General features: G+C 48.5%; 22 protein-coding genes. 14 read left to right on the top strand and 8 right to left on the bottom strand.

Annotation, left to right across the window (positions count from 1 at the left end):
* Nucleotides 1-28: 28 nt before the first annotated feature.
* Genes CF168_RS04265 through CF168_RS04250 form a run of 4 tightly spaced genes read left to right on the top strand, consistent with a single transcriptional unit; the run spans nt 29 to nt 3,234 of the window.
* Entirely contained in the window at nt 29-871 is an 843-nt protein-coding gene (locus CF168_RS04265) for a MipA/OmpV family protein (protein ID WP_089067089.1), read from the top strand.
* Nucleotides 861-1,280: a DUF3019 domain-containing protein gene (locus CF168_RS04260; RefSeq protein WP_089067088.1), complete on the top strand. Its 420-nt coding sequence runs from the start codon at nt 861-863 to the stop codon at nt 1,278-1,280. The genes CF168_RS04265 and CF168_RS04260 overlap by 11 nt, the downstream gene beginning before the upstream one ends.
* On the top strand, nt 1,277-1,993 hold the full coding sequence (locus CF168_RS04255) for a response regulator transcription factor (protein ID WP_089067087.1): 717 nt from the start codon (nt 1,277-1,279) through the stop codon (nt 1,991-1,993). The genes CF168_RS04260 and CF168_RS04255 overlap by 4 nt, the downstream gene beginning before the upstream one ends.
* Before the next feature lie 11 nt (nt 1,994-2,004).
* Complete coding sequence (locus CF168_RS04250) at nt 2,005-3,234, top strand: ATP-binding protein (RefSeq protein ID WP_089067086.1); 1,230 nt, start codon at nt 2,005-2,007, stop codon at nt 3,232-3,234.
* A 14-nt stretch (nt 3,235-3,248) separates the two neighbouring features.
* Here the strand turns inward: CF168_RS04250 and rlmC are convergent, their stop codons facing one another.
* The 3 genes from rlmC to ohrR all read right to left on the bottom strand — a co-directional run bounded on the left by rlmC (nt 3,249) and on the right by ohrR (nt 6,336).
* Nucleotides 3,249-4,403, bottom strand: coding sequence for a 23S rRNA (uracil(747)-C(5))-methyltransferase RlmC (rlmC, locus tag CF168_RS04245; protein WP_089067085.1), 1,155 nt, complete (start codon nt 4,401-4,403; stop codon nt 3,249-3,251).
* A 179-nt stretch (nt 4,404-4,582) separates the two neighbouring features.
* Nucleotides 4,583-5,758, bottom strand: coding sequence for a glycerol-3-phosphate dehydrogenase/oxidase (locus CF168_RS04240; protein ID WP_089068894.1), 1,176 nt, complete (start codon nt 5,756-5,758; stop codon nt 4,583-4,585).
* A gap of 80 nt (nt 5,759-5,838) precedes the next feature.
* Nucleotides 5,839-6,336, bottom strand: a complete 498-nt coding sequence (gene ohrR, locus CF168_RS04235) for a hydroperoxide resistance transcriptional regulator OhrR (RefSeq protein WP_089067084.1) — start codon at nt 6,334-6,336, stop codon at nt 5,839-5,841.
* A 128-nt stretch (nt 6,337-6,464) separates the two neighbouring features.
* Here ohrR and CF168_RS04230 point away from each other — a divergent pair, with 128 nt between their 5' ends.
* From CF168_RS04230 to CF168_RS04220, 3 genes are all read left to right on the top strand, one after another.
* On the top strand, nt 6,465-6,890 hold the full coding sequence (locus CF168_RS04230) for an organic hydroperoxide resistance protein (RefSeq protein WP_089067083.1): 426 nt from the start codon (nt 6,465-6,467) through the stop codon (nt 6,888-6,890).
* A gap of 226 nt (nt 6,891-7,116) precedes the next feature.
* Nucleotides 7,117-8,541, top strand: coding sequence for a cytochrome C biosynthesis protein (locus CF168_RS04225; RefSeq protein ID WP_089067082.1), 1,425 nt, complete (start codon nt 7,117-7,119; stop codon nt 8,539-8,541).
* A 98-nt stretch (nt 8,542-8,639) separates the two neighbouring features.
* A complete protein-coding gene (locus tag CF168_RS04220) occupies nt 8,640-8,825 on the top strand; it encodes a hypothetical protein (RefSeq protein WP_011071249.1) in 186 nt (61 codons plus the stop codon).
* Between the two features lie 119 nt (nt 8,826-8,944).
* Here CF168_RS04220 and CF168_RS04215 read toward each other — a convergent pair whose 3' ends face one another.
* The 3 genes from CF168_RS04215 to CF168_RS04205 all read right to left on the bottom strand — a co-directional run bounded on the left by CF168_RS04215 (nt 8,945) and on the right by CF168_RS04205 (nt 10,228).
* Entirely contained in the window at nt 8,945-9,235 is a 291-nt protein-coding gene (locus CF168_RS04215) for a hypothetical protein (protein WP_011621606.1), read from the bottom strand.
* Nucleotides 9,236-9,296: 61 nt separating this feature from the next.
* Entirely contained in the window at nt 9,297-9,821 is a 525-nt protein-coding gene (locus CF168_RS04210; protein WP_089067081.1) for a class I SAM-dependent methyltransferase, read from the bottom strand.
* The gene (locus tag CF168_RS04205) at nt 9,818-10,228 is read right to left on the bottom strand and encodes a hypothetical protein (protein WP_089067080.1); all 411 of its coding nucleotides are present in this window, start codon (nt 10,226-10,228) and stop codon (nt 9,818-9,820) included. Before CF168_RS04205 ends, CF168_RS04210 begins: the two co-directional genes overlap by 4 nt.
* A gap of 504 nt (nt 10,229-10,732) precedes the next feature.
* Between CF168_RS04205 and fccA the strand changes: the two genes are divergently transcribed.
* The 3 genes from fccA (at nt 10,733) to CF168_RS04190 (ending at nt 14,563) form a co-directional block, all read left to right on the top strand.
* Entirely contained in the window at nt 10,733-12,523 is a 1,791-nt protein-coding gene (fccA, locus tag CF168_RS04200) for a fumarate reductase flavoprotein subunit FccA (RefSeq protein WP_089067079.1), read from the top strand.
* A 245-nt stretch (nt 12,524-12,768) separates the two neighbouring features.
* Nucleotides 12,769-13,758, top strand: a complete 990-nt coding sequence (gene ldhA / locus CF168_RS04195) for a lactate dehydrogenase LdhA (RefSeq protein WP_011621602.1) — start codon at nt 12,769-12,771, stop codon at nt 13,756-13,758.
* A 67-nt stretch (nt 13,759-13,825) separates the two neighbouring features.
* Nucleotides 13,826-14,563, top strand: coding sequence for a dienelactone hydrolase family protein (locus CF168_RS04190; protein WP_011621601.1), 738 nt, complete (start codon nt 13,826-13,828; stop codon nt 14,561-14,563).
* 96 nt (nt 14,564-14,659) lie between these two features.
* Here the strand turns inward: CF168_RS04190 and CF168_RS04185 are convergent, their stop codons facing one another.
* Nucleotides 14,660-15,205 carry a DUF3332 domain-containing protein gene (locus CF168_RS04185; RefSeq protein ID WP_089067078.1) on the bottom strand — a complete coding sequence of 182 codons (546 nt, stop codon included), beginning with the start codon at nt 15,203-15,205 and terminating at the stop codon, nt 14,660-14,662.
* Nucleotides 15,206-15,453: 248 nt separating this feature from the next.
* Entirely contained in the window at nt 15,454-15,999 is a 546-nt protein-coding gene (locus CF168_RS04180) for a mechanosensitive ion channel family protein (RefSeq protein ID WP_011621599.1), read from the bottom strand.
* A gap of 100 nt (nt 16,000-16,099) precedes the next feature.
* On the opposite strand from CF168_RS04180, the gene CF168_RS04175 reads away from it, so the two are divergent.
* The 4 genes from CF168_RS04175 (at nt 16,100) to ahpF (ending at nt 21,195) form a co-directional block, all read left to right on the top strand.
* A complete protein-coding gene (locus CF168_RS04175; protein WP_089067077.1) occupies nt 16,100-16,843 on the top strand; it encodes a spermidine synthase in 744 nt (247 codons plus the stop codon).
* Nucleotides 16,844-16,932: 89 nt separating this feature from the next.
* On the top strand, nt 16,933-18,468 hold the full coding sequence (locus tag CF168_RS04170; protein WP_011621597.1) for a leucyl aminopeptidase: 1,536 nt from the start codon (nt 16,933-16,935) through the stop codon (nt 18,466-18,468).
* Nucleotides 18,469-18,809: 341 nt separating this feature from the next.
* On the top strand, nt 18,810-19,379 hold the full coding sequence (gene ahpC / locus CF168_RS04165) for an alkyl hydroperoxide reductase subunit C (RefSeq protein WP_011621596.1): 570 nt from the start codon (nt 18,810-18,812) through the stop codon (nt 19,377-19,379).
* Between the two features lie 238 nt (nt 19,380-19,617).
* Nucleotides 19,618-21,195, top strand: coding sequence for an alkyl hydroperoxide reductase subunit F (ahpF, locus tag CF168_RS04160; protein ID WP_089067076.1), 1,578 nt, complete (start codon nt 19,618-19,620; stop codon nt 21,193-21,195).
* Nucleotides 21,196-21,232: the final 37 nt, after the last annotated feature.

Raw genomic sequence — 21,232 nt, 5'->3', positions numbered from 1 at the left:
TTGAACAACATTGGGGATTATCTAAGAAGTGACAGTTAAGGTTAAAAAACGATTCTTACTGCTCGCACTACTACTAAGTCAGAGTGCCGCGCTGCAAGCTAAAGAAATTGAAACAGTTTCCGCCGGAGACTGGCAGATTTCCCTTGCCGCAGGTTATGGCGCGCTCGAAAACCCAAGGGCGAAGGTGGATAACGTCAACACTTGGATATTGCCCACTTGGTATTACTACGGTGAGAACTTTTATGTCGAGAACTTCACCTTAGGTTATAGCCTGTATGAGTCGGATAACTTTATTGTTGACCTGCAGACACGCTTTAATGAGGACGGTTTTTTCTACGAATTCGATGGACTGAATAAACTATTACTGAGTGATATTGTAGGTTATACCCCAGTGAAGCAGCCCATTAATCCAAAAGTCGTTAAATTTGAGGAAATTGAACGCAATCTTTCCTACCTAGGTGGAGTCAATACCACTTGGGTGACGCCCTATCTCGATGTGAGTCTCGGGTACTTCCACGATATTACTGGGGTGCACCAAGGTAATGAAATTCAGCTCAGGCTCAAACGCAGTCAGGCATTTTCTTGGGGCGCGCTCGGCTTGGAAGTGGGTGCGATTCGAAAAAGTGAAAACCTCGTCAGTTACTACTACAAACTGACCAAGGAAGAACAAGGTCCACTGCGTAGCAAATATCAACCCTCGGCCACCATCAATTACCATGCCCGTACCGTGGTCAATGTGCCCATTTTCGATAATGTGAATTTTGTTGGGATCCTCGAATATACCTGGTTAGGGCAAGAAATTACCGACAGTGTGCTGATCGATAAGTCCGGCTATTTGTCTGGCTTTGTAGGGTTTAGCTATGATTTCTAAACCCTACCATTCAAGCTCACTCTGGCTCACCTATTGTACCTATTGCAGCTTAATCTTGGCCTGCTTCGTCAGCCTGACGTCCCTGGCCGACGAGCTGAAAATCACGCCGAACACCTGTGCGGTCACCCTCGAAAAGCCCGACTGCCATTTAGACTTACTCATTGAGTATCAATCGGATATCCCTCAGTCACTCTGTGTGTGGCTCACTACGGAAGCGGTCGCACTCACCTGCTTTGAGGACAGTCTCGATTTTAAATACCAAGTGCAATTGACCCTCGAAAAAGATGCCTTATTTGAACTCAGGGATCCGCAAAGCAACCACATAGTGACCACAGCGTTAGTCAAAGTCGCTAAGTTTGAACCCGCCAATCCCAGAAGACGTCGCGGACTGAACTGGAACTTATTATGACAAGCGCGCCAATGTCCGAACCCCAATTGCAAATCCTGTTGATTGAAGACGACCAACCCCTTGCAGACTTGGTCTGTACCTATTTAACCCAAGAGGGTTATAAGCTTATCCACTTAGATAATGCCGAAGATGCACTCATTCGTCAGGACACCGATGATTTTGACCTCATCATTTGCGATGTCATGCTGCCAGGACAAGATGGCTTTAGCAGCTATCCGCAGCTGGCCGCGAGTTATCCCTGCCCGATTATCTTCCTAACGGCGCTCGATAATCATGCCGATCAAATTCGGGGATTAAATCTAGGCGCCTGCGATTACTTGCTCAAACCCGTGGTGCCGCCTTTACTGCTGGCGCGGATTAAGGCCAACCTGCGCAAACAACAATCCAGCAGCAGCCGCAGTAAACTTAAGCTACACGACTTATTTTTAGACCCAAACCTCCAGCAAGTGAATCTGGGGGATGAAGCCCTCTCCTTTACCACTAAAGAGTTTTCACTGCTGTGGATCTTCGCCCTGCACGCCGGCAAAGTGTTATCGCGGGAGTTTTTATTCGAACAGCTGGTCGGCCGCGAATATGACGGTTTAGACAGGGCCATAGATTTAAAAATCAGCCGCCTGCGTAAACGCTTAGATGAGCTCAATGTGCCGGGATTAGCCATTACGACTATTCACGGCAAAGGCTATTTATTCAATTATTTACCCAAAAAAGGCTAGGTTTAACCGAAATGAAATTTCAGTTCTACCGCTTGTTTATATTTTTATTGTTGTCCTGCGGATTAGTGATCTGGAGCTTTGGTGAACTCGCCGAGCATTTTGCCCACGATGAGTACAACTACCAAATCGACGTTGACGACCTGCTGCAAAACTACGATGAGCAGCTTCCGAAGATACAACGCCTCCCCATCGGCGCCCTCTCACTGCCGGAAAACTTAGAGGACTCGCTGCAACAGGGGGCGACCATCGCTCTGCGCCATAGCAGCAATGAACTCTATTATTACCACTTAGATAAAGACAAACAGCACATCTTGATGCTGGGCCCATTGCAAACCTCTGCGCCAAAAGAGCGTAATACTAGTTTGATTTTATTAGGGTTGTATTCATCACTCTGCTTAGTTGCCCTCTGGTGGATCTGGCCGGTATTTCGGGATCTTAACCATTTGCAGGAGGCTGCTATCGAATTTGGCCAAGCCCCGCGCAAACGCCCCAACGAAGTCCATAAACACTCGGCAATTTTCCCGCTTGCTAAGGCTTTTAACAGCGTCAGTCACCAAATCGTCGACTTTATCCAGATGCATAAGGAGCTGTCCCGCACCATCTCCCATGAGGTACGTACGCCTCTTGCGCGGATGCGCTTTGCGCTGGAAATTATTCGACCACAGATAGACAGCAATTACGCCAATCGCTTAAATGAAGATATCGATGATATTGAACAGCTTGCTGCAAATTATCTGTCTTTTGCCCGTCTAGAGCATAAGGAAGAAACCCTCAGCCAAGAGTCGCAATCTATCAGCTTGTTTATGGAAAAGCTGGCCCACAAATACGCCATCTACCAGCCTAAGTTCAACATAGTGTTTCACCATGACTCGCAGCAGGCCCACTTCGACCCGATTGCGATGACGATTGCGATTCAAAATCTTGTCCAAAATGCCATGCGTTTCGCTCAGCATGACATCCATGTCCACTTCCATCAGCAAGATGGCATAAATCGGATTAGTGTTGAGGATGATGGTCCGGGGTTTGAAGGCAAAGGCAAAAAACTGGTGGCGGCCTTCGAGCGGGATAGCCAGCAAAGCGATACCAGTGGCTATGGTTTAGGGCTATATATCGTTAAGAAAATTGCCACTTGGCATTATGGCACGCTGGAGTTAAGCCGCTCACAGGCCTTAGGCGGCGCCGAAATCAGCATTAGCTGGGACGATGCCTTAACGCCTAAAGCCGAAACTGACGCCGAGTAATGGCGTGTTGAGGTTTAGTCTTTCACTAATAAGGCTAATACTTCGAAATGATCCGAGTGGGGAAAGAGATCGAACAACTGCACCTTATTTAACCGATAGCCACGAATATGACCAAGATCTTTGGCTAAGGTTTTAGGATTGCAACTGGAATACAAAATCGCCTTAGGGGCAAACTCACTTAAGGAATGGCACAGAGACTCACCGATCCCACGGCGCGGCGGGTTGACAATAATCAACTCGGGCTTAGTTTGCGCCGCATCGCCCTTGGCAAAGTCAGTGGAATCGAGCGCCATAAACTGTACTTTATCCAGCCCCATCAACTGCGCCGACATCTTAGCGCAAGCAATGGCTTCGGCCTCAATTTCAATCCCTGTCAATGGGATATCCTTAGCTGCACAGTGCAAACCAAAACCGCCCACACCACAAAATAAGTCCCAAAGGGAAGCTGGCGCAAAGTCAGCCACCCACTCACGGGCGGTTTGATACAGCTTTGCCGCGACCTGCGGGTTGGTTTGAAAAAAGCTCTTGGGACGAATAAACAAAGGCACATCGTTAAAGCGCTCTTCGAGGCGAGTGTTTTCGGTCAGGAAAATCTCCTCCTCACCTTCCAAGATGGCCATATGAATAGGCTGCAAATTGACTGAGACAACTTTGATCTGCGGATATTCGGCCATCAGCGCTGGCAATTCACGCTCGATACGGGCGATGGCATCCCGCGAGCGCAGCACAAACCGCAGCATATACTCGCCACGCACTTGGCTGCGCGTCAGTAGGATAAATTTAAGCTCGCCCTTGGCCTTATCGACACGGTAAGGCGGAATACCTGCCTGCTGAACAAAGCGCTCTAAACGGTGGAGTAAGGCTTGCATATCAGCAGGATACAACAGACAGTCACACAGGCTCACCGCCTCGCCGCTGGGGCTGACAATCCCCAGTACAGGCGCATGGGCTGCGCCCAAGACGACCATTTTCGCCTTGTTACGAAAACCGCTGCTGTCACCCACAACCGGAGGTAAAAACTGCGCTTCGGCGTTATCGACAAAAGGCGCTAACAATTGCTGCAATTCTTGGGTTTTGGCCGCCAGTTGCTGCGCCATAGGGAGCTTAATATGGCGACAGGATTGGCATTGGCCTCGTTCAAAATACCCACATTGTACTAATGTACTCACAGCATCGTACCCACAGCAGTGCCCGTCTATCTTATCTATTGAGATGGCGAGTGAAATTTGGATGACAACTGAAGCATAACAAACAGGATTGAGACTCCAGTCAAAAAGCGCCACACTTTAGCGTTTTTATGCCGAAAAATCACCTCGAAGTGCAGCCTTGGCCGATTATCCGGCCCAGATTAACTTAATCTCAGGCTATCCACATCGGCGATGGGAGTACGTTTTCCGAGTTTTTGTTCAACCCACTCAAGCACTTCGGCCGAGGTGCTCCTAAAGGTCGTGAGTTTTCCGCCGTAGAGACTCAGTAATCTCGGGTGAGAAATCGAGGTTTGCATTAGGGTATCCCTTGGGCGCTCAAAGGCGGAGCTTGCCTGTTTAGGTAATACCCTCACGCCACAAAACGTCTGCACTATCTTAGTTTTGAGTTCATCAATCGAAGGTGACATAGGAAAGTAGTGCCGATAAATACCTAAAAGGTAATTTATTTCAGACTCCGTCACATGAGGCGGTGTATCTAGAGATGTCAGCTCGGTTTCTGTGGTGCCAATTAGCAGTTGACCATACCAAGGCATCACAAAAATCACCCGCTTATCGAAGCAAGATTCTAAATATAAGATGCCGTCGGGGGCGGGTAAATCCAGTAGCAAATGCGCGCCCTGCACCCAATCCAGCTCAACACCAGCCAGTGGTGGTGACACCTTTGCCAGCACCTCATTCACCCAAGGACCGGCGGCATTAATCACCAACTTAGCCTCAGTCTGTTGCACTTCGCCGCGATGGCGAAAGCTTAAGTCAATTTGCTCACTCAGATGATTAAGCTGTAAAAACTCCGCCTCGGCATACACATGGGCACCCAATGCCTCGGCACTTCGCGCCACCGCTTGGGTCAGCAATTTATCATCGGTTTGCGCATCCCAATACTGGAATACCGCCTTTAACCCCGAGAGCTTAAGCCCTTTAAAGCGATGCCAATGTACGGCGGGAATAGACACAAAGCGGCCGAGCGGATCAAATTCACTGAGTAGCGCATACAAACTCAAGCCCGCCCGAATCGTCCAAGGGTTACGCTGACTGTCTTGATAGACGGGAATATAAAAAGGCACGGGCTTGACTAAGCTGGGCGCGAAGTCGAGCAGATGGCGCCGCTCCTGCAAGGATTTGCGCACTAGGTTCACTTGTCCGCTTTCAAGATATCGCAAACCACCGTGGATCAACTTGCTGGAATTGGCCGAGGTTTGGCCGCCTATCTCGCCTTTTTCGATAAGCAGGGTCGAGTATCCCGCCGCCGCTGCGTATTGGGCGATACCGACACCGCTGATCCCACCACCGATAATCGCAATATCGTATGAGCTCATACCGACTTTATCCATCCCAGCGCCTTGATGGTGTGTTTATCCATGTTCCACTCCCTTGCTATCACAGATTGGCTTTCACACTATTCGATACTGGCGTGCAATTGCTTTAAGGCTTTGTCACACATGGCTTTTAACGCCTTAAGATCTTCTATCTCAGCACCGATTTTACAGCGCATCAGATGCGGGATCTCACTCGCCTCGAGTTTTAGCGCCTGTCCAGCAGTTGTCAGAGACAATACCCGCACCCTTTCATCTTGGTCACTGCGTCCACGACTCACCAGTCCTTTCGACTCTAAACGTTTTAACAAGGGCGTCAACGTCCCCGAATCGAGGAACAATTTATCCCCTAGGGTCTTCACGCTGATCCCCTGCTCCTGCCACAACACCAGCATGACTAAATACTGGGGATAGGTTAAATCCAACTTATCGAGCATAGGACGATAGGCGCGCACCATGGCATTGGCGGCGCTGTAAAGAGAGAAGCAAACCTGATTCTCTAAACATAAGGCATTGTCTGCTTGAGTATTTTCCGCCGTATCCGACGTTTTATCTAAGGATGATAACTCTGAGTTAGGCATAGTCGATCCAAAAAACTTAAATATATTGCGCACAATATACTTGCATTCAGGGTAAAAATCGAATTATAGTTTATCACAATTAAATTGCGCACAACTTAAATTATCTTTGACACTATGAGGAACGAAACATGAAAACATTATATGAAACTCGAGCTACCGCCAGAGCCGGTCGCCAAGGCCAAGTCAGTACCGATGATGGTTTACTCGATGTTGCGCTGGCCTATCCAAAGGCGATGGGCGGAAGTGGATTAGCAACCAACCCAGAGCAACTGTTTGCAGCGGGTTATGCGGCCTGTTTCTCTAATGCGGTTTTACATGTCGCCAAAATCGGCAAAGTGGCCATTACTGAAGCACCAGTCAGCGCAGTAGTTGGCATTGGCGCCAATGATGCGGGTGGCTTCGCCTTAACCGTCGCCCTAGAGGTTAATCTTGACCTTCCCCAAGCTGAGGCCGAAGCCCTAGTGCGTCATGCCCATCAAGTGTGTCCTTATTCCAACGCCACACGTAATAATATCGATGTAAAACTGAGTGTTAATGGCGCGGCGATAAACTAAGCCCATAAGACAACAGTCACTATCGTCTAAAAAGCACCTCAGGGTGCTTTTTAGTTATCTGCCGCGAATCGCCCTTCCCATAAACCTGCCTAACTTCCCAAAAAACAGCTAATCGCGAGTTAACTAACATTTCTTAATGCTCAATTTAATCAAGGGGATTGAATTCAGTAGAGTAGTAGTCAGAGAACCGTTTTAATACCTATAACCCCACTATTGTGGAGGCGCTATGACTAAATACTTAACCAAATTCGCTCTACTATGCACCCTTGCATTGGCCATGCTAAGCGCACCGAGCTGGGCCGAAGAAGCCAATAATGCGGACCAAACTTGGCATTATGTGAATGCCCAAGGCGAGCTGAAGATCAAACTCTATTTCTTTTGGTCGAAAACCTGCCCACACTGCGCCGAGGCCCATCCCTTTATCGACTCGCTGCCGCAAAAATACCCTTGGATAGAACTCGAATCCCATATGGTTTCGGCTCCTGGCGTGCAGGACATTTGGCAAGGTATCGCGGCTAAAACCACTACCGAAGCCCGTTCTGTGCCTTATATGGCAAGCTGCGAGAAAGCCATTGTCGGTTATTCCAGCGAGGCGGTGACAGGTGAGTTTTTAGTGAACCGCCTGAAGAACTGTTACTTATCCCTTGGCGGTCAGCTAAGTGAAGCGGATATGCCTACTACAGGAACGCCTGCTGTTGCACCGACCAATAGTGAGCCGCTGTTTGGTACCTGTGGAACCGACTCTGGCGAAGGCACCTGTGATGCCACCAGCCTTGCAAGTACTGACCAAGCCGAAGTGCAACCCGTTGAGTTACCACTTGTGGGTGTAGTCACACCCGAGAGCATGTCACTTCCCCTGCTGACCTTAGTGCTGGCGGGCGTCGATGCCTTTAACCCCTGCGCCTTCTTCGTGCTGCTGTTTTTACTGTCGATTATGGTTAACGCTAAGAGTCGCAGCCGTATGCTGTTGGTCGGCGGCATCTTCGTGTTCTTCTCAGGCTTTATTTACTTCCTGTTTATGACGGCCTGGCTAAACATCTTCCAGCTGTTAGGTGCTGGCAGTGATGGCGGGATGATCATTCTAGCCGCGGGGATCCTAGCCTTGATCGCAGGCACGATAAACGTGAAGGATTACTTCTTCACAAAGGGCGATGTCACCCTGTCGATGTCGGCGGAAAACCGCACTAGCCTTATCAAACGCATGGGCAAACTGTCGAACTCCAGCAGCCTAGGCGCGCTGATTGTCGGCTCAACCGTGCTGGCCATTTTAGCTAATGCCTACGAGCTACTCTGTACTGCGGGCTTCCCGATGATTTATACCAGCGTGCTATCCATGCATAATCTGCCGGACATTGAGCGCTATATGTATTTGGTTTTATACAATATTGTCTATGTAATCCCTCTCGCGATTATTGTGATTGTGTTTAGCGCTACCTTAGGGAAACGCAAACTGACCGAAAAAGAGGGTCAAGCACTCAAGCTGATGTCCGGCGTGATGATGTTTGGTATGGGTGTCGCGCTAGTGTTAGATCCCACTGCACTGCAGAGTGTTGGGCTGGCACTGGGATTAATCCTAGGCTCACTGGGCTTAACCGCCATCATAGTACTCAGTCGTAAGTTACTCACGGCAAAAGCGAATAAAGCGGTATAAGCAATAGCAGGGTTTTGGATTGGCAAACTTAGGATAAAGGACTAAAGTAAAACCTGAGCTTGCCGATACAAAGACTCAGCTTACAATTGAGGTTAGTTATGTCTATTTCACTGAACACCCAAGCTATCACGCCTAACTTAGAAAATGGTGCCGTTGGCGTTAAAGTGGCGCAGTTAGCCAAAGAGCAGCAAAAGGCGGAAGGTCAAATTGCCGTTGATTTAATTAACGCAGCCACACCTCAACCCGTGGGAAATAGCGGCCACAATATCAACACTACGGCCTAACCCACCCGCAAGAAATTGATAAAAAGCGCCCCGAACATCGGGGCGCTTTTTTATTTAAGGTATTCGAATGAAATTAAGCCATTTGAACGGGCTAACCTGAGGCTCTGCCCGGTTCTGCCCTAAGAAAAGGCATTACCATTGACATGCATAATGGTGAATGTCCACACCACAAACGCGAGTGGGATATGCACTAAAGCGTAAAAGCATTGATCCAACCGACTCATTCCCTTGGCCAGCCAAATCAAATACAGATGCAGGCCAATCACCACAGGGAACAACATAAATAACGGATACAAGGCAAAAGGGCTGGCATCGGCTAATAGGCTGTGACTCAACAGCGCCCAAGCCACCATCAGCGCCGTGGTTAAAGGTGGCGTGGCAACACGATACTGCTCTGGATACGGGAACATCCTTGGCCTCTTACACTTCTGCAATACTGATACGGTCAGTCGCCCCGCGTTGGGGTGACGTCTAGGGTTTTCGTGCGATCAGCTGCGCCTTGGCACTTTCAGTACCAGCAGCATCGCTTAACCGACCTTCAAAGTAATGCAAAGGTTGCCAGTTAGCAAATACGGATTGCAGTTCGTTCTCTGTGAGTAAAAAATCGGGGTTGCGAGGTCGACCAATTTGCGCCTGTTGCCAAGTAAAGGTCTCATACACAATCAGTCCGCCGGACTTTAGGCTCGCAGCAATTTGCGGGAACAGTGGTCGATGTAAGTAATTAAAGACTAATACAATATCAAAGGACTCTTGGGGTAACTGAGGCGCGCTGCCGTCTTCTAAATTCCACTGCCATTGATGTGCTTTGTCGTGTGTCTGCTCAGCCAAGGCACTCAAATCCTGGTCGATAAAGGTCACTTCACAACCTTGGGAGAGAAACCACAGACCATTTCGGCCCGAACCGCAGGCTAAATCCAATACCTTAAGCCCTGTAAGCTCAGGCCATGAAAACTGGGTAATTAAGCTCGAGGCATTGCTGAATGTGGCGTGTGTCATCCCTTTATCTCTTTTTTAGTGTCTATCTGTTTGCGATGCACTATCGAATAGTGTCTCAGCCCCGATGGGCCATGGGATACTATCACAGATAAAAATAACACTAAGATAAACAGTTCAGGCTTGTAGTTGGCAAGCGGCACAAACAGGCAAAGTAGTCCTAATTTCCCAAGAGTTAACACGCCTTTCAGTTGAATTAACCAACGCCAATCTCGAATAATCTCCCACAACATCAATATGCTGCCGGTACTCATCGCCAGATACCAATAATTCAACCAGAGGGATTTATCAACGCTCAATAATATTCCGCCGCCCGCTCCGGCAATCCCCAATATATGTAAGGCTCTTAGGGTTGTTTTACTCAGCCGCTGTACCCAAAAACGTCTTTCAGACATCTGCTGCCTTGCCATAGATTTAACCCCTTAGCACCACTCAAGTAACATTTTTGAAAAAATACATGTTATTTTCTCAAAAAACACTGGTGAGATTTAATTATTTACTGAATACTCACAGGATAAATATTCGAATATTTACACTAAATAATCAAATCAAAAATAAATCATAAAAATTATAAAGTTAAAATAAATCCACCATACAAGACTTTATTTTTTCACATCAATTCAGCAATGATAATTTAGCCCATCAAAATATGTTAACTCACGCAAGTTATACCGTATTCACTGAGTGATTAACTTCAATTTCGTTAATATTTTCAGCCATGTTGCACATTTCAAATATGTAATTCCTTTTGCAACAATCGTTATGTGACCTAAGTACGCATATACCTCTTTAGATAGTGGTAACTTTGTTCATGGAGAATACTCTAAAAGCGCGTGAGCCACGTAAAATATAAATATCACGCCATGATGAATAACCCTTATTAAGTAGATGAAATGTACGGCGGAGGAACGATTATGTTCACAAGAAAGATTCAAAAAACAGCACTAGCCATGCTGATCTCTGGTGCAATGGCAGGCACAGCCTATGCCGCGCCAGAAGTACTAGCCGATTTTCACGGTGAAATGGGCGGCTGCGATAGCTGCCACGTATCAGACAAAGGTGGCGTGACTAACGACAACCTGACCCATGAAAATGCCCAATGCGTTAGCTGCCACGGCGATTTAAAAGAACTGGCTGCTGCAACGCCAAAAGATAAAGTTTCTCCGCACAAATCTCACTTAATTGGTGAAATCGCTTGTACTAGCTGCCATAAAGGCCACGAAAAATCAGTAACTTATTGTGATGCTTGCCACAGCTTCGGCTTCGATATGCCATTTGGCGGCAAGTGGGAACGTAAGTTTGTGCCTGTTGATGCAGACAAAGCGGCTCAAGATAAAGCCATTGCCGCTGGCGTGAAAGAAACCACAGACGTCGTGGTTATCGGTTCGGGTGGTGCAGGTCTTGCTGCCGCCGTTTCAGCCCGTGATGCTGGCGCGAATGTGATTCTGTTAGAAAAAGAACCTATCCCAGGTGGTAACACTAAACTGGCTGCCGGTGGTATGAACGCTGCAGAAACTAAGCCACAGGCTAAGTTAGGTATCGAAGATAAGAAACAAATCATGATCGACGACACCATGAAAGGTGGTCGTAACATCAACGATCCTGAATTAGTGAAAGTCCTGGCCAACAACTCTTCAGACTCTATCGATTGGTTAACCTCTATGGGTGCCGACATGACTGACGTGGGCCGTATGGGTGGCGCAAGCGTTAACCGTAGTCACCGTCCAACTGGTGGTGCTGGTGTGGGTGCACACGTTGCACAAGTGTTGTGGGACAACGCCGTTAAACGTGGTACTGACATTCGTTTAAACAGCCGTGTTGTCCGCATCCTTGAAGATGCAAGCGGCAAAGTGACCGGCGTTTTAGTGAAAGGTGAATACACTGGCTACTATGTGATCAAGGCCGATGCCGTCGTGATTGCTGCTGGTGGTTTTGCGAAAAACAACGACCGCGTTGCTAAGTACGATCCTAAGTTAAAAGGCTTTAAAGCGACTAACCACCCAGGTGCAACTGGTGACGGCTTAGATGTTGCGCTGCAAGCGGGCGCAGCAACTCGTGACTTAGAATACATCCAAGCTCACCCAACTTACTCACCAGCCGGTGGTGTGATGATCACCGAAGCGGTACGTGGTAACGGTGCTATCGTGGTTAACCGTGACGGTAACCGCTTCATGAACGAAATCACGACCCGTGATAAAGCGTCTGCAGCGATTCTGCAACAGAAAGGCGAAAGCGCTTACCTCGTATTCGATGACTCTATCCGTAAGAGCTTAAAAGCCATCGAAGGCTATGTTCACTTGAACATCGTTAAAGAAGGCAAAACCATCGAAGATTTAGCGAAACAACTCGATGTGCCTGCCGCTGAACTGGCGAAAACCGTCACTTCTTACAACGGTTTTGTGAAATCAGGTAAAGACACGCAATTCGAGCGTCCAAACCTGCCACGTGAAATCGCCACTGCGCCTTTCTATGCCTTAGAAATCGCACCAGCGGTTCACCACACTATGGGTGGTATCGTTATCGATACTCAAGCTGAAGTGAAGAGCGATAAAACCGGCAAACCTATCAGCGGTTTATACGCAGCTGGTGAAGTGACTGGTGGTGTTCACGGTGCTAACCGTTTAGGTGGTAACGCCATCTCTGATATCGTGACCTACGGCCGTATCGCGGGTGCATCTGCCGCTAAATACGCGAAAGACCACTAGTATCAAACGTTTCTAGGTTAAGGGACTAACCTAAGGCTCACATAGCACGACCCATTTGAGCCCAGCTTGAATCTTCAAGCTTATCAGTACAAGCGAGCCGTCAGGGGCTCGCTTTTTTTATGATTTTTTGTGCAATTGATGACAAAGCTCACTCTTTTTACGGGGTAAATTCATCACCAGAGGACAAACGTCGCCGAGTCACATACACTCAGTGCCAGTAACAATGTAACCTTTAGGTGATTGAAATGAGAATTGGATTTTTTAGCGCAAAACACTACGACATGCAGCATTTTAACCGTACAAATGCCGCATTTGGTGCGCAAATTGAGTATTTCGATTATCGCCTCTGCATGCAAACCGTTAAGCTTGCCGAAGGTTTTGAGGTGGTGTGCGCCTTTGTTAACGATTCCCTCTGTGAAGAAGTGTTGGTCGAGCTTGCCAAAGGTGGCACGAAAATCATTGCCATGCGCTGCGCGGGTTTTAACAATGTCGACTTAGTCGCCGCCAAACGCCTAGGCATGCAAGTGGTCAACGTACCCGCTTACTCCCCCGAATCTGTGGCCGAGCATACTGTCGCCTTAATGCTGACCCTAAACCGTAAAATCCATAAGGCCTACCAACGCACCCGTGATGCAAACTTCTCCCTCGAAGGTTTGGTCGGTTTTAACATGTTTGGCAAAACCGTTGGCGTAATAGGCACAGGTAAGATTGGGGTCGCCACAATTAAGGTATTGCTCGGTTTTGGCTGTAAAGTCATAGCCTTTGACCCTTACCCAAATCCTGCGGTCGAAGCGCTCAATGTGGAATATCAGGATCTGGATACCATTTACGCCAACAGCGATATTATCAGCCTGCACTGTCCATTAACCGCCGATAACCACCATCTGCTGAATAAAGAAAGCTTTGCCAAGATGAAACCCGGCGTCATGGTGATCAACACCAGCCGCGGCGGTCTGCTCAACGCCTTCGATGCGATGGAAGCCTTAAAGCTCGGCCAGATTGGCTCCTTAGGGCTCGATGTGTATGAAAACGAAAAAGAATTGTTTTTCGAGGACAAGTCGAACCAAATCATTCAAGACGATGTGTTCCGTCGCTTATCCGCCTGCCACAACGTGATTTTTACCGGTCACCAAGCCTTCCTCACCGAAGAAGCGCTGGGCGCGATTGCACACACAACCCTAAGCAATGTCAAAGCGCTACTCGCGGGCGAGCGCTCTGGTAACGAACTGTTTTAACTGACAGAACCATACCTGACTGCTAAAGTGAGGCTTCAACATTGAAGCCTCACAGAGGAAACTAAATATGTTAGTGACTCAGCAAACTCAGGATATCAACACGCCCACAGGGCCGATGCGTACTTATGTCTATCGCCCAGATGCCCCTGGGCAATTCCCCTGTATCCTCTTCTATTCTGAGATTTTTCAGCAAACCGCGCCCATCGCCCGCACCGCGACTATCCTCGCTGGCCATGGTTTTGTGGTGTTAGTGCCAGAAGTCTTCCATGAGCTTAATCCGATAGGCACAGTACTGGCCTACGATGATGTGGGTAAAGATAAAGGCAATGCCGATAAATTTGCCAAGCCCTTAGAGCAGCACGACAGCGACACCCAAGCCCTTATCGATTTTGCCCGCCAGCAAAGTTATTGCACCGGAAAAGTCGGCAGTATGGGCGTGTGTATTGGCGGCCACTTAGCCTACCGCGCCGCACTCAATCCCGAGATATTGGGGGCGTTTTGCCTCTATCCGACCGACATTCACTCCAATACCCTGCCCTGCGCCTACGGCAATGACTCACTGAGTCGCAGCGGCGATATTCAAGGGGAATTAGTGTTAGTGTTTGGCAAGCAAGATCCCCATGTATCGCCCGAAGGTCGAGTTTTGATCCACCAACAGTTGATGGCTAAAAACCGCAATTTCAGTTGGTTAGAGGTTAATGCTCAGCATGCTTTTATGCGTGATGAGGGTGAGCGCTACGATCCCGCACTGGCGCTGCAAATGTATCAACAATCCGTGGCGTTTTTTCACCGAGTATTGAGATAGTCAAAACCGAAAGCATCAAGCCAACCCCTTAACCAATATGATTAATGGGTTGGCTTAGCTAAATGCTTAACTTTAAGAGCCTAAGCCTCTAGATCTTTACACCTCTGGACTTACCTGCCCCTGTAAACGGCTTTGGCTATAGGCCACCAGCTCTTGGTTGCTCACGCGGGCAATAAACGTATCATCGAGGAAGAAGTCCACATCATCCCCAGATTTACGGCCCGACAATAACTGAGAGCTGCCATCTTCGTAGGCTAACGTCATAGTGACTGTGTGCTCATCGGGATAGGCAATTTGCGCCTGAGTCAGTTTAACGGGCGCCGATTTCAGCTCATCACTCACATGGGGATTCACCTTAAAAATCGCGTCCACCGGCATATCAACTACCGCAGGCGATTTATCGGTGATCGGATTCTTACCCGTCCAAAACTCAATAGTGTTAACAATAAACAAATCGCCCGTTGCCGCCAGACCATACACAGGACTTAACAGAATAAATAAGCCCGCGCGGCCATAACGGTTGTCCACCGCACTTAAGTTACCCTTAGTCACCATTTGGCTCAGGCCCATTTGTCCCATACAGCCAGTTAACTGAGTGGTTAACAGCGCGCCCATCGTCACAGCTAAGAGTTTAGATTTCATCAGGTTTGCTCCAATTCGCTAAAAACAAAAACATGAATTCTAAGGATTAGATAGGGCTAAACCGTGCGACGGGACACAAACCAAGGTAAACAAAAGGGAGTGGATGTAAGCAAGAACGCTGATTTTGTTATGAAAAATGCATCAAGAAAGTAAAGCTCACAGAAAGATAATAAAACTGAGTATCTCACCCCGCGCCGACAACAGTTTGCTAATAAATGTACTGCTGCGGCGCACGAATGCAAGAAGACCTACTCCAGATCAAAGCGCTTTTTACCCTCCTGCAGCGCTTGACGCTCGGCGAGCGGCGCCTGATCCGCCAGCTTTAACACCGCCTTTTGCAGCATCAAGTTGTTGGGATAAGTGATGGTATCGCCATTATCCCTGAGGATAAGTACATGAAACAGCGCGATTTCAATAATCACTCCGCTGATATCTTCATCCTTATCCACCACCCGAATACGTTCACCAATTCGATACGGGAACACAAAGAAAATCAGCACACCAGCGGTTAAATTGCTCAGTATCGACCACTGAGCGACTAAGGCGACGCCCATCACCGCAAACGCGGAGGAAACGAACAGCGACACGTCCTGATAACCCAAGCCGAGGGATACCGCCATCAAAGACAAAGTGATAAAAAACATCACATAGGAAATAAACCGAGTGACAAGACTGGTACGGGCGGCACTCACCTGCTTCATCAATGAGAGTTTTTTCACCCATTGAGTTAAGGCACGCTGCAAAAAGAGAAACACCGCAAGATAAATACAGGCAAGCAGGATTTGATTTGTCATAATAGCCACTTAAAAAACGAAACCAGCTGAATTCTAACTTTTTTGCACCAGCAGTTATAGAGTCCCAAATCAGCCCAACGCAAATAGAGTAATAAGTACTATGGCCGACGCAACTTTACTACATGAAACCCAAGATGCCCTAGGGCCGATCCGCGTGCTCGACTATGGTGATACCCGCGTGCTGTCCTTTGGCGACAACGATGAGCAGAGCAAAATACTTAAAACCGCACCGCATATTCCGCAGCATACCTATGTGCAAGGCATGCTACTGGTGTTGTTGTTTTGCCAACCCAAAAGCGCCATCGTACTCGGCCTTGGTGGCGGTGCCCTCATTCATGCCCTGCGCCGCTTCGATGCCGCAATCAAACTTACTGCGGTTGAACTTCGCCCGGCGGTGATTGAACTTGCCAAGCGTTATTTTCAATTACCGATTGGCAAAAAGCTTAATCTCATCAACGAAGATGCCGTCGCCTTTATGGCATCGGCCGAGCATAAAAAGGTCGATGTGATTTTCGCCGATATCTACAGCGCCAAAGGGGTCGACACAGGGCAGCTCTCGCCCACTTTTCTTCAGCAGTGCACACAGCTAATTAAACCCAATGGTTATTTAGTGTTGAATTGCTGGAAGGAGCACAGCCAAAATCGCGAGTTACTCGCCGATCTGCAGCACCATTTTACCCACGTGCATGCCTGCCTCACCAGCGGGGGCAACTGGGTGATTTTTGCCAGCCAAACACCACAACCTTTGGGCGCGTCGGCACTGAAGAGTCAGGCGCAAACTCTGTCACAACAGCTGGATTTTGCCCTTGAACGTTCACTGACTCGTTTTGGCCCTTGGATTTAAGATTAATCTCAGTCAAATGGCTTAAATTAGTTAACCCTAAGACTCAGCTTTGCTATGCTTCACACTCTCTATTGATATGAGCTGTCACCATGAAAAATAAGAATAAATTTTTGTTAAGCGTTATGGCGCTGGCGTGCCTTAACTCTCTCAATGCTAACGCCGAAACCTTTAGTTTTGACACTCGTAACTCACTCAATTCCGACACATTAGTGCTGTTCCAAAGCGCTGATTCGACAACCTATAGTCTCGATTTTTTACCCCAATCGACTCAAGACCAACTTAACCTTGCGGTCGCCGACAACAGTTTTGCGGGTAAACGCGGTGAAATCCTCGAAATCCTAGTCCCGAGCGAAATCGACGCTAAGCGAGTTTTACTGGTTGGGATTGGCGATGCAAAAACCTTAACACCCGGTGAAATCAATACCTTAGGTGGCAATATTGCCGCCAAGCTTGAAACCGTGCCTCAAGCGACAGTGCGTGTGCTGACCCAAGGCTTAAGTAACGCGCCGTTGTTTGGCTCAGAACTGGCCCACGGCATCGAACTGCGCAGCTACCGCTACACTCAATTTAAAGCCAGCAATCGCGCCGAGAAGAACTATCAAATCGGGGTTGATGACTTAAGCCAAAACCAAAAACACCATAAGAATCTACAAGCTATCGAAGCGGGTGTGTTTTTAGCGCGGGATCTCACCAATGCCCCGGCTGGGATCATGTATCCCGAAAGCTTTGCCAACGAGGCACGTAAACTTAAGTCCCTCGGCGTAAAAGTCACAGTACTTGAAGCCAAAGACATTGAACGCTTAAACCTCGGCGCCTTAGCCGCTGTGGGTAAAGGCAGCGAGCGTCCACCTAAGTTGGTTGTCGCCCACTGGCCCGGCAGCAAAGAAGCGCCGATTGCTCTGGTGGGTAAAGGCATTACCTTCGACTCTGGCGGCTACAATATCAAGGCCACAGGTACCTCTATCGCGCGGATGAAGTCCGATATGGCGGGCGCGGCGACCGTGCTCGGCACAGTCAAAGCCATGGCCATTCAAAAGGCGCCGGTAAACCTAGTCGCGATTATGCCGATGGCGGAAAACATGGTGTCGGGACATGCGATGATCCCAGGCGATGTGATTAAAACCGCCCAAGGTCTCACGGTTGAAGTGCTCAACACCGATGCCGAAGGCCGTTTAGTATTAGCCGATGGCCTCTGGTATGCCCGTGAGAATTATCGCCCTTCGATTATCGTCGATGTGGCCACTCTCACAGGCTCGAAAGTGGGCGCGCTAGGTAGCGTTTATGCGGGATTGTTTACCGATTCTGAGCCGCTGGTGCAGCAGCTCACCTTTGCGGGTCAACAGGTGGGTGAAAAGGTCTGGCGCTTGCCATTAGATCAAGCCTACGACGATGAGCTGAAATCCACCATCGCCGATTTAAAGAATACCGGTAAAGAAGGCAGCGCGGGGGCATCGTCTGCCGCCATGTTCCTCAAACGCTTTGCGGGTGAGCAACCTTGGGCTCACCTCGATATCGCTGGTAACGCTTTAACCGCCACCGATACCGCCGTCGTGCCAGCCGGCGCCACGGGCTATGGCGTGCGTCTGCTCAGCACTTGGTTAACTCAGCCTAAGGCGCAAAACTAACGCTATATTGTGAGTTAACTTCATCCAAACCCACTAAAGCCGAGTCTGTGGTTGGTTTGAGAAGCTAGATTAAGGGATATCGTCGATATCCCTTTTTTATTGCCCTGCACTTGTGCCACTTCATTAAAGTAAACAATCAATTAGCCGCTAGGGCGCGCCAGTCCTGAAAAATCGATTAATCCCCCATCTCAAACCTGCTAAATTCGATAAAACCGATTAGGATGATAGTTTTTATGCGTTATATTTATGATTCTGGGCTGGGTAATATGCTTCACATCAACGGGACACAAGTTAAGTGCCTCGTACTTAATTCACCATAATCAACTAAATGGAAGCATAAAATGACTCAGTCAATTATCAACAGCACAATCAAACCATTCAAAGCCACTGCTTACCACAATGGTGAGTTCGTTCCTGTAACTGAACAAGATCTGTTAGGTAAATGGTCAGTTGTATTCTTCTATCCAGCAGACTTCACTTTCGTTTGCCCAACTGAATTAGGCGACATGGCGGATCACTACGCTAAGTTACAATCTATGGGCGTTGAAGTTTACTCAGTATCGACTGACACTCACTTCACTCACAAGGCATGGCATGATACTTCTGACACCATCAAGAAGATCAACTTCCCAATGCTGGCTGACCCAACTGGCGTGATCAGCCGTAACTTCGGCGTGATGATCGAAGAAGAAGGTTTAGCACTCCGTGGTACTTTCGTTATCAACCCAGAAGGCCAAGTGAAAGTTGCTGAAATCCATGACTTAGGTATCGGCCGTAGCGCTCAAGAGCTGGTTCGTAAGATCCAAGCGGCTCAATACGTTGCCACTCACGATGGCGAAGTTTGCCCAGCTAAATGGCAACCAGGTGACGAAACCTTAGCACCATCTTTAGACCTAGTAGGCAAAATCTAATCTAGCCTAACAAGAGTCAACCCCGCCAACCTAGCATCTCAAGCTAGTTGGTACCGCAGTAAGGTGGTAATTGCACGAATCCCCATAAGCTTAGTCGCTAAGTGATTGGGGTGAGTAAATGCAGCCAACGCCACTGCGGTGCCAAATAGGAAGAGATAACCGCCCCCTGCAAGGTTCTAGGTTGGCACCCTCGCGTTTTTCTCTCTTTTCAATTTTTTATACTGATTTTGGAGTCATCATGTTAGATGCGAATTTAAAAAATCAACTGCAAACCTATCTGCAAAACCTCAAGAGACCAGTTGAACTTGTCGTGTCAGCAGATGAAAGTAGAAAGTCTCAAGAATTAAACAGCTTAGCCAATGACATCGTTAGCCTTTCAACATTAGTGAGCCTCAAAGAAGCTCAAGGCCCCCGCACGCCAGCGATGACAGTGGTTAACCCAGAACTCAATACTCAGATTAGCTTTGCTGGTCTGCCTATGGGTCACGAATTTACCTCACTCGTGTTAGCCCTGCTGCACACGGGTGGACACCCCATCAAACTCAGCGACGAAATCATTGAGCAGATCCGTAATCTGCCTGGCAAATATGAGTTTGAAACCTATGTGTCACTCACCTGCCAAAACTGCCCTGATGTGATTCAGGCGCTGAATATGATGGCGGCGATTAACCCAAACATCACCAACGTGATGATCGACGGCGCCCTGTTCCAAGATGAAGTTGCCAGCCGCAATATCATGGCCGTACCGTCTGTGTACTTGAACGGTGAAGTCTTTGCCGCCGGTCGCATCAGCATTGGTGAGATCTTAAATAAACTCGATACTGGCGCGGCCAGCCGCAAAGCGGAAGAACTCAGCCAAAAAGCCCCATACGAAGTCTTAGTCGTCGGTGGTGGCCCCGCTGGTGCTGCGGCAGCGATTTACGCTGCCCGTAAAGGTCTGCGTACTGGAGTGGTGGCCGATAAATTCGGTGGCCAAGTCGCCGAAACCGTCGGGATCGAAAACTTTATTTCGGTTAAAGCGACTGAAGGTCCAAAACTGGTGGCTAACCTTGAAGCCCATGTGCGTGACTATGAAGTCGATATCATGGATAACCAAAAAGCCGTTAAACTGGCGAGCGATGGTTTATTCGAACTCGAACTGGCAAGCGGCGCTAAACTGCGCAGCCGTACCATACTACTGGCAACCGGTGCCCGCTGGCGCGAAATGAATGTCCCCGGCGAGAAAGAATACCGCGGTAAAGGCGTAGCCTACTGCCCACACTGTGACGGCCCATTATTTAAAGGCAAACGTGTTGCAGTGATCGGTGGCGGTAACTCAGGTATCGAAGCAGCCATCGACTTAGCCAACATCGTTGAGCATGTCACAGTACTCGAGTTCGACAGCAAACTGCGCGCCGATGATGTGCTGCAACGTAAAGCGGCCTCTATGGGTAATATTCATATTATTACTCAGGCGATGACCACTGAAGTGACTGGTGATGGTACCCGTGTAAACGGCCTGAACTACACCGACCGTGCAACGGGTGAAAGCCATCATATCGCGTTGGCAGGTATCTTCGTCCAAATCGGTTTAGTGCCCAATGCCGAATGGTTAAAAGGCACTGTGGATTTGACTCCTCGCGGCGAAATCATCGTCGATGAGCGCGGCCAGACCTCAGTACCAGGCGTATTTGCCGCAGGTGACGTGACGAACTCACCTTACAAGCAAATCATCATCGCCATGGGTAGCGGTGCCAATGCCTCACTGGGTGCATTTGATTACTTAATTCGCCATAGCGATGACAGTACCGAAACCACAGCGACTAAAGCGGCTTAATCGTTAACGATTAATCCCTTAACTAAAAAGCCAGCTT

It is taken from the genome of Shewanella bicestrii, from assembly GCF_002216875.1.
Taxonomy (GTDB): Bacteria; Pseudomonadota; Gammaproteobacteria; order Enterobacterales; family Shewanellaceae; genus Shewanella; species Shewanella seohaensis.
This window is presented reverse-complemented; position numbering and strand designations above follow the sequence as displayed.